At 66.6% G+C, this 12893-nt stretch carries 10 protein-coding genes and 1 pseudogene; 5 read left to right on the plus strand and 6 right to left on the minus strand.

Annotation, left to right across the window (positions count from 1 at the left end; genetic code table 11):
* Nucleotides 1-89 precede the first annotated feature (89 nt).
* Together ACWENQ_RS44660 and ACWENQ_RS44665 are read left to right on the plus strand one after the other, a co-directional pair.
* Nucleotides 90-509 carry a hypothetical protein gene (locus ACWENQ_RS44660; RefSeq protein WP_449931489.1) on the plus strand — a complete coding sequence of 140 codons (420 nt, stop codon included), beginning with the start codon at nt 90-92 and terminating at the stop codon, nt 507-509.
* A gap of 894 nt (nt 510-1403) precedes the next feature.
* Nucleotides 1404-1811 carry a hypothetical protein gene (locus ACWENQ_RS44665; RefSeq protein ID WP_452419615.1) on the plus strand — a complete coding sequence of 136 codons (408 nt, stop codon included), beginning with the start codon at nt 1404-1406 and terminating at the stop codon, nt 1809-1811.
* A 16-nt stretch (nt 1812-1827) separates the two neighbouring features.
* Here ACWENQ_RS44665 and ACWENQ_RS44670 read toward each other — a convergent pair.
* The 5 genes and pseudogenes from ACWENQ_RS44670 to ACWENQ_RS44690 form a co-directional block, all read right to left on the minus strand.
* Nucleotides 1828-2592, minus strand: a pseudogene (locus ACWENQ_RS44670) (transposase family protein).
* 185 nt (nt 2593-2777) lie between these two features.
* Nucleotides 2778-3896, minus strand: coding sequence for an IS630 family transposase (locus ACWENQ_RS44675; RefSeq protein WP_452419616.1), 1119 nt, complete (start codon nt 3894-3896; stop codon nt 2778-2780).
* Between the two features lie 50 nt (nt 3897-3946).
* On the minus strand, nt 3947-4600 hold the full coding sequence (locus ACWENQ_RS44680) for a response regulator (protein WP_452419617.1): 654 nt from the start codon (nt 4598-4600) through the stop codon (nt 3947-3949).
* A 5-nt stretch (nt 4601-4605) separates the two neighbouring features.
* Nucleotides 4606-6171, minus strand: coding sequence for a sensor histidine kinase (locus tag ACWENQ_RS44685; protein ID WP_452419618.1), 1566 nt, complete (start codon nt 6169-6171; stop codon nt 4606-4608).
* An 8-nt stretch (nt 6172-6179) separates the two neighbouring features.
* On the minus strand, nt 6180-7928 hold the full coding sequence (locus ACWENQ_RS44690) for a CocE/NonD family hydrolase (RefSeq protein ID WP_452419619.1): 1749 nt from the start codon (nt 7926-7928) through the stop codon (nt 6180-6182).
* Between the two features lie 433 nt (nt 7929-8361).
* Between ACWENQ_RS44690 and ACWENQ_RS44695 the strand changes: the two genes are divergently transcribed.
* Nucleotides 8362-8706, plus strand: a complete 345-nt coding sequence (locus ACWENQ_RS44695) for a hypothetical protein (RefSeq protein ID WP_452419620.1) — start codon at nt 8362-8364, stop codon at nt 8704-8706.
* A gap of 574 nt (nt 8707-9280) precedes the next feature.
* Complete coding sequence (locus ACWENQ_RS44700) at nt 9281-11038, plus strand: alpha-L-fucosidase (protein ID WP_452419621.1); 1758 nt, start codon at nt 9281-9283, stop codon at nt 11036-11038.
* A gap of 331 nt (nt 11039-11369) precedes the next feature.
* On the opposite strand, the gene ACWENQ_RS44705 is transcribed toward ACWENQ_RS44700, so the two are convergent.
* Nucleotides 11370-12362, minus strand: coding sequence for a hypothetical protein (locus ACWENQ_RS44705; RefSeq protein WP_452419622.1), 993 nt, complete (start codon nt 12360-12362; stop codon nt 11370-11372).
* 279 nt (nt 12363-12641) lie between these two features.
* Here ACWENQ_RS44705 and ACWENQ_RS44710 point away from each other — a divergent pair.
* Nucleotides 12642-12893, plus strand: a 252-nt coding sequence (locus ACWENQ_RS44710; RefSeq protein ID WP_452419623.1) for a hypothetical protein, incomplete at its 3' end; no start/stop codon positions are given.

Here is a 12893-nt window from a genome sequence, read left to right on the forward strand (position 1 = left end):
ACACGCTGGTCAGCGATCGTGACGGCCGGCGGAACGTGGGCGCTGGCAAGCCCGGACGGCAACCACTGCCATGCACAAGTAGGGATCATATGAACCTGACGCGGATCAAGTCGGCAGCTGCCATCGGCAGCCTGGCAACGGCGCTCTTTCTAGCACCGTCGACGCCAGCACAGGCAGTCGCCAGTTGCGCCAACGGCACCCAGACAGACATTGGGTACACCATCCTTTCCGGCGGATACATTAAAGGTTCGGCCAGCTACACAAGCTGCCCGGATCGGCCGATATCCCGGGCCGAGATTTGGATACGCAGAAACGGTGGCCGGCTGTTTGCCACAGAGGTTGAAATCAAGGGCATTGCTACACCATCGAGTCGGTCCTTTTCGCCCAAGGATCGTATTTGCCAAAACCCGAGGATCACGAGCAGATACGACACTTTTGTGGTCTTTTACCATTCGGACGGCGGAAAGACGGAGTTGCGCTCAAACTCGATCACCGTTCCGTGCGAGTAGCTTCCCCGAAGCATGAGTCACGTCCATACCTCCGATTAGCGGAAGAACGTAATTCCATGAGGCGCAACGGGGCCTCCTTTGAAGCACCAGCCGTACCGTTCCCACCATGGAATATCGCCTGGAGCGCCCCAGCGCCAGGCTAGTGCCTGCCTGATCCGGACGGCTGGGTGTGCTGAGAGTCCTACACCCGCATTACTGCGTATCGGAACGGCGCAAGGGTGCCGAAAAGAATCGGAACAACGCGACGGCTGAGGCGTGTCGGGAAACCCACGTTGCAACAGCCGTGTTACACGAAGTTTCGCAAACCAGGGAAGGATTATCTGTGCGGAAGACTGTTGCTCACCTAGGCGTGCTTGCCATTTCGCTTGGGAGTGCGATCGTAGGGCAGGTCCAGCCAGCTAGTGCGGCCATCAACTGCAGTAGCGGTACCAAGATGGACATCGGGTACACAATCAAGGATGGCGCATACATCAAGGGGTCGGCGAGCTACACCAGCTGCCCGAACCGCGCGATCCAGTCAGCCGAAATTGTGCTCCAGACAAAGATTGCGATTGGCGGCTGGAGTGACGTGAGTCAAACTCGCGTCAGGATATCAGGGATCGTCACGCCTTCTCAGAAGTCGTACTCTTTCAAGGATCTTCCTTGCAGGGCGGACACTATGATGGATTGGCGGGATTGGCGTGCGAAGGCCGTCTGGAAGCACACCTCGGGCACTACTACTAAATACTCGAATGTATTGCGGACAGTAGCGGACTGCCGGCCATAAGAGCTGAAGGAGCTGGGACCAAGCTGAACCTGGCCAGGTTGGTCCCAGCGACGAACGCTCACGGCGCCAGCGCGGCAAGGTGCCGAGACGCGACCCCCAACGCCCTTTCAGTTATAGGAGAGTAGCAAGTGAAACCCCTCAAGAAGGTTGCGGCAGTTATTGGTGCGGCGGGAATTGTAGCCAGCGGCGTCTTGGTCGCCGCCCCGGCACAAGCCGCAGGTTCCGTCATCGACATCGGCTACACGATCGTCGATGGGCGGTACATCAAGGGGTCAGGCAGTATGACGAACAACGGCGACTATACCAACGTTTGTGTGGTAATCATGGGAAAAAAGAACTCGAGCGGCTACTCGGACTACACGATGGCTTGTCGCACCAACCGGGGCTCCGTGTCGTGGAGCGCTCCGGATGTGTTCACCGGGAACTTGGAGGCACGTGCCTGCTATGAGTTCTACACTCGGATTAGCGCTTACAAGAATGGCACTCGCGTGGCCAACAAGAACTCGAATCACGTCAAGGTGGGCACCTGCGGGTAGATTCAGTGAGTCCATTTCAGCGGCTCTCGCGAAGTTGTAGAACGAGGATCGCCTTGACCAGCTGACCTGCGCGAAGTGGGCAGCAGCGGAGCTTGCGGAGGATGCGCCAGGTCTTCAGTTGCGCATTGGCGCGCTCACCGGGGCCGCGGAGCTTGGCGTGGGCGGAGTTCGCGCTCTTCTGCGAGGCGGGCTTGTTCTTCCCCTTGTACGGCACGCGCACATGTTCGCCCGCGCCGATGTAGCCCTTGTCGGCGAGCGTGATCAGCCCGGCGGCGGCCAGGCGGCGCAGGATGCCCCAGATGCGGGCGGCCTTCAGATCGTGCACCGACCCGGCAGCGAGCCCGAGGTCCACAGCGGCGTGCCATCGGGAGCCGCCAGGACCTGGATGTTCATGCCGTGCTTTTTGTGCTTGCCGGAGTAGTACGGCCGGTCGGCGGCCACCCGGTCGATGGGGATGAGGGTGCCGTCCAGTACGACGAAGGCGTAGCCGGCCCGCTTGGCGGTGCGTAAGGCCTGATCGAGACGGGGTGAGCGGCGGGCGAGCAGGGCGATGGCCTCGTTCACGTAGCGCCAGGCGGTTGTGGTGCCGATGCCGAATCCGGCGGCGATCTTGGCGAAGGTCTCACCTTTGCGCAGGTAGACCAGCACGAGCAAGGGCCTGCTGACCGGGGTTGAGGCGCCGCTTGGTGGAACCGATCGCCTGGCGGTGACGCCGCAGCACTCCGGCCAGGTAGCTCACGGTCTGGGATGACAACGGCAGCGCGGCACGGTAGAACAGCACACAGGCCCCTGGTGGTGATGGTTGCTCTTGGTCGACAACCCTTCTACCAGGGGTTTTCTACTTCCCGATCAAGAGCGACGATTCCTCACCGAAGCTGTGGCCTGCGCCGTCACGTTGAAATGGACTCAGTGGTTGTGGGCGGCAAGTGCTGTGACCGGAAACGATCGCCGGGTTGGGGGATGGTTTCAGGCGGCGGGCGTGAGGGGTCGGCCGCCCCAGCGGATGCCCTTCTCGCTGCGGACACGGGCGCGTTCCTGACGCTGGGCGGCCAGCACGTCGGGATGACGGGCGTGGGCGTTGCGCCAGCGCAGGTAGGCCTGAAGTTCGCGGGTCTGCACGGTGTGGTTGGGATGGTTGGAGTTGGACAGGGTGAACTGGCGCAGCGGCCCGAAGTGTGCCTCGATTGGGTTGGCCCAGGAGGCGTACGTCGGGGTGAACAGCAGCTCGACCTTGTGCTTGCTCGCCCAGGCTCGGATGCGCCAGTTCTTGTGCACCGACAGGTTGTCGAGGATGACGTAGATCGGGGCGCCGTCCGGGCGGGCCGCGCGGATGGAGCGCCGAGCGGCCCAGGTGTGGTCGATGCCCTTGCGGCTGCGGTTGACGCCCCACAGCAGGTCATCGCCGACCGAGCAGCAGCCGTGGAAGTAGGTGACGCCGTGGGTGCGGCGGTAGGTGGCCGGCAGCCGGTCCGGCCGGCCCTGCTTGGCCCAGCCGGCTCCGGCGACCGGGCGGATGCCCAGCGGCCCGAACTCGTCGAAGGCGAAGGTGCGCTCGGGCCGCTGGGTCAGGGCGTACTCGATCCGGTCCAGCTTGGCCTCGACGTCGGGATCGGGCGACTCTTTCCAGGTCTTGGTGCGCTGGAAGGTGATGCCGTGCCGGGCCAGGGGCAGGCGTAAGGCTTCGCGGCCGATCCCGATCGTGCGGCCGGGCAGCCGATGAAGATACGCCAGGAGCTTGCGGATGGACCAGCGGGTGAAGGGCTGGCCGAGCTTGACCGGGCGGGTGGTGGCCGTCTGGATGAGATCTCGCGCGCGAGCGTCGCCTCCAACACGTCGAGCACCGTGATGGAGCTGGCCTCCTGCAGTGCCGCGAATCTCAGGCGTCCGCCCGTGACGTCCTATAGCCGGGACACCGGCATGGCGGCGAGCTCCGCGGTGGCCTACCGTCCGCGGAGCGGTTCGAGAGCTGGACCGGACCTCCGCCACCGCCCCGTCGTGCTCGGCGATCAGGCCCCACGCGTCGCCCAGCAGCCGCGCCGCCCGCCGTGACAGGTCCCGGACGTCCTCGGCAGACGCTGATCCCATGGGCCCGACCGTACCGCCCTCGGCCTGCCCGGCACACCGGTCGTCGCCTGTCAGCGATCGGCCAGCATCCCGGCGTCGTGGGCGACGATCGCGGCCTGGACGCGGTTGCCGCAGCCGAGCTTGGTCAGGATGCGGCTGATGTGCGTCTTGACCGTGCCCTCGCCCATGAACAGGGCCTTGGCGATCTCGATGTTGGAGTAGCCCGCACCCACCAGGACGAGCACCTCGCGCTCGCGCCCCGACAGGGCGGCGACCAGGGCGCGGGCACGTCCGTCGCCGCCCTGCAGGTAGCGGTCGATGACGCGGCGGGTGAGCTGCGGGGCGAGGATGGCGTGGCCGCCGGCCACCGTGCGCACGGCGTGGATGAGCTCCTGCGGGCCGGTGTCCTTCAGCAGGAACCCGTCCGCGCCCGACCTCAGCGCCGCGGCCAGGTTCTCCTCCTCGCCGAAGGTGGTCAGGACGATCGCTTTCACGCCGGGGGCGGCGTACGCGAGTTCGCGCAGGGCGGTCAGGCCGTCCATGCCTGGCATGCGGATGTCCAGCAGCGCCACGTCCACCTGATGCTCCAGGGCGGCCGCCACGGCCTCCGCGCCGTCGGCCGCCTCGGCCACCACCGCGATGTCCTCAGCGTGTTCCAGGATGAGCCGCACGCCGGTGCGGAGCAGGGCCTCGTCGTCGGCGAGCAGGACGCGGATGGGCGGCATGAGGATCATTCTCCCGGGCCGGTCCGGACGGTGATGATCCGTCTGTCCACGATGCGGTCGCCGGCCAGGCAGTAGCGGACGACGCGGACCGAGTTCCGGGTGACGTCGTAGTACCAGCAGCGGGTGCCGGGCGGGCGGGGCGGCTCATGGGCGGCCACGGCCAGCTCCGCGATCGGCTCCGAACCGCCGACGAGCGCGCGCAGGGCCGCGTTGGCCATGCCGACGTCCAGCATCGCGGACCGCGAGGGCAGGGGCAGGTACGCCGGTACGACGACCAGCAGCACCGCGGTCAACGCGACACCGCCGGCCTGCAGCAACGCCATCCCGATCCGGTTCGCGAGCCGTTCCACGGGGGTGGAGGCAGGGGGACGCGGGCGAACGGCAGGGGTGACGTCCGGGTGCGGGACGGAGGGGACGGCGTCAGTCCAGGGGAGGCGGGCTTCCACGCGGAAGCCGCCGCCCGGTGCCCGGCCCGCCGAGAACGTGCCGCCCAGCAGGCGTACCCGCTCGCCAAGCCCGGCCAGGCCGCTGCCGGAGCCGGTCTCCGCCGGGGCGGCGGCTCCGGGCGGCGGGCCGTTCTCCACGGTCAGGGCCAAGTCGTGCGGCCCGTGCCGCACCTCCACCCGGCAGGGCGCGCCGGGCGCGTGCCGGTGGAGGTTGGTGAGCGACTCGCGCACCAGCCGGTGCGCGGCCAGGCGGAGCGCCCGGTGCTCCTGCCCGACGTCCGGGCCGGTCCAGGCGAACGACACGGCGTGCCCGCCGGCCTGTGAGGAGGCGGCCAGGCGCTCCAGGTCGGCGCGGGTGCCGGTGGCGTCGGTGAGGCCGTCGGGCGACGCGGCGGCCTCACCGTCGGCGCGTAGCACGTCGAGGACGGTCCGCAGCTCGCGCATGGCCGTCGCCGCGGTATCGCGCACCAGGCGGGCCCGTTCGGCCAGCGGTGGAGCGGCGCTCAGCTCCAGGCCGCCCGCGTACAGGGAGATGAGGCTGAGCCGGTGGCCGATCAGGTCGTGCATCTCCTGGGCGATCCGAGACCGTTCCAGCAGCCTGGCGCGGGAGGCGGTCAGCTCGTGCGCGCGTTCCAGCACGTCGTTGCGTTCGCGTAGGGCGCGCAGGAGGCGTTCGTGCTGGACGACGACGAGCCCGAGCAGCCCCGGCACGGCCGCGCAGATCACCGAGACGGCGATCGTCACCACCACGACCTGCTGCCAGGCGGCCTGCGAGGTCGTGACCAGGCAGACCGCGAGCGGCAGCACACAGGCCAGCCCGCAGACCGGCACGTGCCTCTTCGCGGGGACACGGCCGGCCGCGCCGTACGCGGTGACCGCCAGCGCGACCCCGGTCTCGATGAAGCGGCCGAACAGCAGCGCGGCGCCGACGAGCGCCAGGAGCGGCCACCGCCGCCGGGCCAGCACGAGCCCGGCGGCGAGCGCGCACGCGATGGACACCAGGGCCGGGTGGGTCAGGGTGGTCGTGGACGGCCAGGCCAGCCAGGTCGCCACGCCGGACAGCGCCACGACCAGCGCGGCGACGAGCAGCGCCAGCGCGGCCTCGATGACCAACCGGTATCGCATGGGTCCATCTAAGGGGTCGGGCCGTCACCCTGGGGCACGGGCGTGGTGTTGGGGCGGCACGGCTGGCGCATCGTCGTACCGCAGGCGGGCAGCGACTCGGCGTGCGGGTAGTCGACGTGGCCGAGCACGATGCTCGACGGCCTGCCGCGGTCGAGCCAGACGGTGTTGGTCGAACGCTGTTTGACGTGCCCGAAGCGCCAGTAGCCGGTCTGCGACGGCGTGTCGACGGTCAGCCTGATGCCGGATCCGGCGCGGAACACGTGTGCGAAGCGCGGGATCTCCACCCGCAGCAGGGCGGGCTCGCCCGGGACGAGCGGCTTCACCGCGGAGGCGCGGAAGTCGCCGTAGGGGCGCAGCTCGGTGGAGCGGCCCTTGTCGAGCACCCGCTTGGACGCGCGCAGCCAGCCGCGCTGGACGAACATCTCCTGGCCGTCCGGCCGCACCTCCGACAGCGTGACCTGCACGTCGGTGTCCGGCGCGGTGGCGCTGAGCCACAGGTCGGCCGAGCCGGCGCCGTAGAAGCCGAGATCCTGCGGGAGCGCGCCGGTGGTGAAGGCGAGCTGGCCCTTCTTGTCCTTCACGGGCTGCCAGCCCTCGTCCTCGGGGTTGTTGACGACCGGGCTCTTGGCGGGGTAGCGGTAGCTCACACCCGCCTCGGCCTTTGTGGGCTTCTCGTCGTTCATGCGTCCGCCCTCGTGCAGCCACAGCCGCTTGGGGCGCACGGGGACGGGCAACTGGTCGAACTCGGCCACCGCCCTGGGCTTCTCCTCCGGCCTGTTGCTCAGCTCCTGCAGCACGCGGACCCGCGGGCCGTTCTCGAAGCCGTTGTCCTCGCCCTTGACGAACCGGGCGAGGAACTGCTTGAGCGTGTCGTCGATCTCCCGAGTGCCCTCGTCGGTGTGGTGGTCGCCGTTGGAGCCGAGCAGCCAGCGGTTCTTCGGGTCGACGGTCTCCTCCGCGTAGCCGGCGCGCGGGCCGACCTGCTCGTCCTGCCAGGACTGCAGGAACAGCGCCGGCACCTCGATGCGGTGGGTCTTCCGCATCGCGCTCATGCGGAGGTGCACGCCGCCGTCGTGCGGGTTGTCCTTCAACAGGACGCTCACGTCGAGGTCGGGGCGGCGGATCTTGGTGATGTTGGCGAGCACGGTGCGCCGGCACGCCTCGTCGCCGTCGAGCTTGGCGGCGGTCTTGGCGGCGTACTTCCAGATGGCAGGGAACATGGACCACCAGCTGTACGGGAAGCCGATGTTCGGGATGCCGCCCGGGTAGGCCACGTCGCGGTAGGTGTCGGCCACCACCTTGCTCGGCGTGATCGCGACCAGCCCCTTGGGCCGCTGCAGGGCGGTCCAGAGCTGGGTGTGCCCCGAGTAGGAGACGCCGATCATGCCGACCCGGCCGGTGGACCAGGGCTGTCTGGCCGCCCACTCGATCGCGTGCTTCCCGGCCGCGCCCACCGAGGCGTCGAAGACCTTGTCCTCGCCGGTCGAGCAGCCCGTGCCGGGGACGTTGACGCCCACGATGGCATACCCCTCGCGCAGCCACCGCTTACCCACCTCGGGGTCAGAGCCCGCGCCGTAGCCGTCGTACTCGACGAGCACCGGGAAGCGCCCGGTGGCCTTCGGCAGTAACACGGAATAGCGCAGCTTGTCGCCGTTGGGCAGGTTGAGGTAGCCCCAGTGGCGGGTGGGCGTGGGTGGGTCCTGCACGGTTGTTCCGGTGGCGGCGAGGACGACCGCCAGCGCGAGATGTCGGATCATGACGCCACGTTCCCCGGAGCGGCCCCTCCCGCGCATCTGCCGATCGGCTCCCCGCCTGTCAGCCGTCCGGGTCGATCTCGCCCTCCGCGCCCTCTTACGTTCGCAAAGCGGAAGTCCCAATATCGACTCTGATTGACGCGCATATCGGGGCATCACTGCTCATGTCGCATTCCCTTGCCTCAGAGCGCGAAGGCATCATGAGTGGGCCGGATGTACCAGAGCTGCGGCGCGCGCGTGAACGGAGAGATGTGGTGACTCACCATCAGCGGTAGCGGTGAAGGAACGCCTCTCCGCCCGGCTGGTCATCACCCAAGGCAAGAAGGGCCACCCCTGGCCACCGCCCGACGCATGCGCCGCGGGACGCTGACCAGCGGCTATCCCACCCGCATCCCGCTCCTGTCCTTCGGCGCCCTGGCAAGATCGTTTGCCGATAATGACTGCCCGCCGGGTGCCCGAGTCCGAGCGGGTCCGGCTGCTGGTGGAGACCGAGGGCGCGATGTCGGCCGCGGAGGGCGTCGCCCGCCGGATCGACGACGGCGGCCCGGACGAGTCGACGCTCGCCGACTCGCTGTACATCCGGTACGGCGTGCAGGACGCCCTCTCCCGGGTGGCCCCGCGCGCGGTCGAACTGCTCGCCGACCTCGACTCCACGGCCTCCGGTGAGGTCGGCTACCTCGCCACCTGCGCCAACGGGCTGACCCTGCATCCGCCGGCACGCTCCCAGATGACCGGTCCGCTGGCGGCGTACCTGGTCGACGGGCGGCTCACTATCGCCTGATCCCAGGCATCCAACAGCCAACGGCTGTTCCTGCCCTTCCTCGCCTCCGAGGAAGGGCAGGACGATGAGAGCATCCTCCAGGACGTCCCGCACAACGTCCCCGCCGACGCGGATGTCCCTGGGCCCGGGCGAGGGCGGGCGGGAGGTGTGGCACGCTGTGATCGCCCCCTGGAGCCTTCCGGCGGCGACGAACGGTGATCGTCCCGTCCATCGCGGGAACGGCCGCCATGATCGTCGATCGTTATCTTGGATTCTTGGCCCCTTCGGAGCGAGATGATCTTGCCGGGCGTGTAAGGCACGGTGCCGAACCGGCAGCCATAAGCGCGAGGTTCGCGGCCCTGTCCCGCAACGCGGTGCGATATGCGTTTGGTGTATCGCGCCTTCAGTTGTGCCCGTTTTGCTGGTTTGTCGCCTGGTTGCGCAGCCCGGCCACATGAGCATGCGGGCGCTTCCAGGTGGTCGCGAGAGTCCGGCTTTCGCGAAGGCCAGGCGGAGAATTCGGCGAATAGATGATCGCGAAGAGGTCATCGCCGTAGGGGCATGCCCCTCCCTCTGCCCCAGAAAGGATCCGATCATGGATTTGTCCAGCAGGCGGAAGCTGGCGAGCTCACTCACTCCGTTGATCTTGCTGATGGCTGTCCTCATGGTGCCCTTCCAGGCACAGCCAGCCCAAGCGGACGACGGAATGAACAACATTCTCGATCACAAGTACGGTCTCTTCGTCCACTACGTGCCCCGCCTCACGGTGAACTCCAACGGCGTGGCCGTCACCGATCCCAACTCCCTCGCCAACAGCTTCGACGCGAACCGGTTCGCAGGCGATCTGGCTGCTGCCAAGGTGCAGTACGTCATCTTCTCCGCCTGGCACTCCAAGATGGTGACGCTCTGGCCAAGCCAGAAGATGCTGGACTGGAGTCTGCCGAACCACCGCGTCAACCGCGACTTGATCGGCGACATGATCACCGCGGTCAAGGCCAAAGGCATCCATGTCTACCTCTACACCCATCCGCGCGACGGCATGGAGTTCACCGACGCCGAAAAGCAGAGGACCGGCTGGGGCACCCAGCCCCCGGCCGAGGAAAAGAAGTGGAATCCGGGCTCGGACTTCGACCGCCCGAAATGGAACTCGTTTATCAACGACATCTACCAGGAGATGATGCAACGCTACGGCAACCGGATCGACGGCCTGTTCCTGGACGAAGGCAGCCCCCAAGGCGACAGCCAAACAGTGGTCGACTACCCCCGATTGCGGGGGACCATCAAAGCCGCCAGCCCGCGCGCCGTCCTCATCCAGAACAACTACGGCAACCTGTATGGCCTGGACAAAGGCATGAAGGAGTACGGCGGCTGGGGCGAGTTCGCACAGCCGAACGGAGCCCTCTGGCCGGGCCACACCGAGCCCGTAGCGTCGATCTTCACTGAACAATGGTGGGCAGAGCGGTCCTCCAGCACGCTGCGCTTCTCGCCGCGGAACATGTTCCGCTACACCGTCCTGGAGGCAGCCGCCAACACCGACGGCGGCGGCGTCGCCTGGGCGGCAGGCCCCTACACCGACGGCGGCTGGGAACCGGGCGTCATGCCGACGCTGACGCAAGTCGGCACCTGGGTCGACCAGATCAAGAAGTCCATCCTCGGCACCCGGCCCAGCACCTCCTACCCGACCAAAGCCGGGACTCGCATCGCCGACCTGGCCTGGGGTGTAGCGACCAAGTCACCTGACGACCGCACCGAGTACCTCCACGTGCTGAAGCCACCGGCCGGGCACACCCTCACCCTCCCGCTCCCTCGCGACGGCAAGGTCTTCGCAACAGCCTCCCTGGTGAAGGACAGCACGCAAGTCGTGCTCAGCCAGGACATCAACCGGGTGAGGCTCACCATTGCAGGCTCCTGGGACGCCAACGACACCGCGATCAAACTGACCGTCGCCAGCCGCTCCGGCCCCATCTCCCTCTACCGCTGTTTCAACCCCAGCACCGCAGATCACATGGGTACCACCGACTCCGGTTGCGAGGACCGCCGCCGCTACTCCTTGGACGGCCCCGTCGGCTACATCTACCGAACCCAGATTCCGGGCACTGTTCCCCTCTACCGCTGCTACAGCCCCAGCGCCGCAGATCACATGGACACCACCGACCGCAAGTGTGAGGACCCTCAGCGCTACTCCTTGGACGGCCCCCTCGGCTACCTCTACCGCACCCAGATCCCGGGCACCGTTCCCCTCTACCGCTGCTTCAACGCCAGCACCAGTGATCACATGGACACCACCGACCGCACATGCGAGGACACCCGCCACTACTCCTTGGACGGTCCCCTCGGCTACGTAATCGCTTGAAAGCTATGCGTGGCGCAGCGCGCACCGACACCCTGGACTCGGGGACCACGACATCAGAGTGGGCGATCGTCACGGCCTCGACTGGTGACTTCGTGCCCAGCGCCGGTCCCACGTGAGCGCCTACTTGCAAATGGGAGCCGGTCACGACGTAGAGGGCTCTTGACCCTGGTCACATGCTGGATGCGATCTGGTGGGGTGTGATCGTGCGAGGGGCCGTGCTGGATCCCGCTGCTGTAGGCACACCCCGGTCGGCGGCCCCGCCCCAACGCCACCCGGTCGTACTGTGATCACGATCGGGTGGCACCGCAGGGGCTTCGCGTTAGCCCTGTTACTACGGTTTGTGGTCGGAGATGTCGAGCGCACTAGTGATGTCCGACCCGTCCACCCAGAACGTGCCCGTGTTGCCGTACATGTCGTACGCAACAATCCTCGGAGTAAACCACGCCTTCCATTTATCTACCGGTCCGTTCGGGATGTACCATCCGTCGCCACCGGTGGTGGAGTGTACCCAAGTGAAGCACAGGTACCGCTCGGGATGTTGCCTGTCGTAGATCTGCGCGAAATCGCACCAGTTGTTCCCCGCGGGGAAGTTGACGATCTGCGCCCTATACGCGGAGTCGTGCGGCTCGCGATACCAGACATAGCCGCCGTAGAAATCCTTATGGCCGCTCTCGGGAGTGATGTTGTACGCGAAGAGCCCGTCGTAACCATCCTCGCTGAAGCAGCGATCCACCGAGAAAGCGACGAAGTGGTTATCTACGGCTCTCAAGGAGAGATAGTAGTTCCAGGCGTCTGTCGTCACATTCTTTGCGTCGCCGCCCAATTGGGTTGTTGTACGCGAGTAATCCCAGACGATGTCCCCCCGCATGTAGGTTATGGGTGTCCGCGGATTGAGCATGACTTTGCTGGAGTATGTTCCGTGTTGGGAGCTGTTGACGGTATCGCCGGAGTCGGTCCTGACTTGGACGCCGATCGACTTCCGGTCCACCCCCGGCGAGCAATATACGTAGAACGTGACCTGCTGGGTCCCGTCGTCTTCGATCGTGGCTTCGGCGGGCTCGCCGGACTCGCCGGGGATTGCAGTGAACTCGTTCGCGGTGTCCGTATATCCCCAGCCCCAGCCCGAGTTCCAGGTGAGTTTCGACTCGTCAACGTAGTCGATGAGCCACAAATTGGCGGTTAAATGCTGAGGGTCAACCTCGATGGGATTTCCGCTTTCGTCGGTTGGTTCGACACTGATCGTGACGCCGATCCTATTCCGTTCGTTCGCGTAGATATCGCAATTCTGGGAGCCGCTCTCGAGTAAGACCGAGAGCTTCGACACGCTGGTCCATTTTGGCATGTTTTGTCTCCTTCGTTCGTGTGAGATGGTGCGGTATGTGAGGCCCGGCGATAGGCGGTCCCGACCGCTTCCGTCGCGCCCGTAGGTACCCGGTGGGGCCTCACGTCGAACATCATCGCGCCGCCCCCACAGCGCCGTGTGATCACGGGCCACACCCGAACGCCTTACCGGCCTCGGTGCTGGTGGAGTCGCGTAATCAACTGTCGCGTATTCGTCCAGCCGTCGAGTGCTGATGTGGCCGACCTGGGGCATGCTGGAGTCATGACTGGTGATCAGGTAGCCGCCGCAGTCCGTGCATTGATCAATCGGTACGACCCCGAGGGCCTGTTGGGCATGGGGGCTCCTGAGGACGAATATGACCCCGAGGTGGGTGATCTCGCAACTCTCGTCTGCGGTAGAGAAGAGATCACTGCTGATGCTGTCGGCTCCGTCTGGAACCGATGGTTCAACGATGTCTCCGATTGGTGCACCCGGCAGCCTGAGCAGGTTCGTGAGGTCGCGGCCGCGCTGGAG

It is taken from the genome of Nonomuraea sp. NPDC004354 (genome assembly GCF_053602555.1).

Bases quoted from the DNA above. Each gene is read 5' to 3' on its own strand.
- ACWENQ_RS44685 (WP_452419618.1), bottom strand. From the start codon at position 6,171: ATGCGATACCGGTTGGTCATCGAGGCCGCGCTGGCGCTGCTCGTCGCC.
- ACWENQ_RS44695 (WP_452419620.1), top strand. From the start codon at position 8,362: ATGACTGCCCGCCGGGTGCCCGAGTCCGAGCGGGTCCGGCTGCTGGTG.
- ACWENQ_RS44680 (WP_452419617.1), bottom strand. From the start codon at position 4,600: ATGCCGCCCATCCGCGTCCTGCTCGCCGACGACGAGGCCCTGCTCCGC.
- ACWENQ_RS44675 (WP_452419616.1), bottom strand. From the start codon at position 3,896: ATGGGATCAGCGTCTGCCGAGGACGTCCGGGACCTGTCACGGCGGGCG.
- ACWENQ_RS44690 (WP_452419619.1), bottom strand. From the start codon at position 7,928: ATGATCCGACATCTCGCGCTGGCGGTCGTCCTCGCCGCCACCGGAACA.
- ACWENQ_RS44660 (WP_449931489.1), top strand. From the start codon at position 90: ATGAACCTGACGCGGATCAAGTCGGCAGCTGCCATCGGCAGCCTGGCA.
- ACWENQ_RS44700 (WP_452419621.1), top strand. From the start codon at position 9,281: ATGGATTTGTCCAGCAGGCGGAAGCTGGCGAGCTCACTCACTCCGTTG.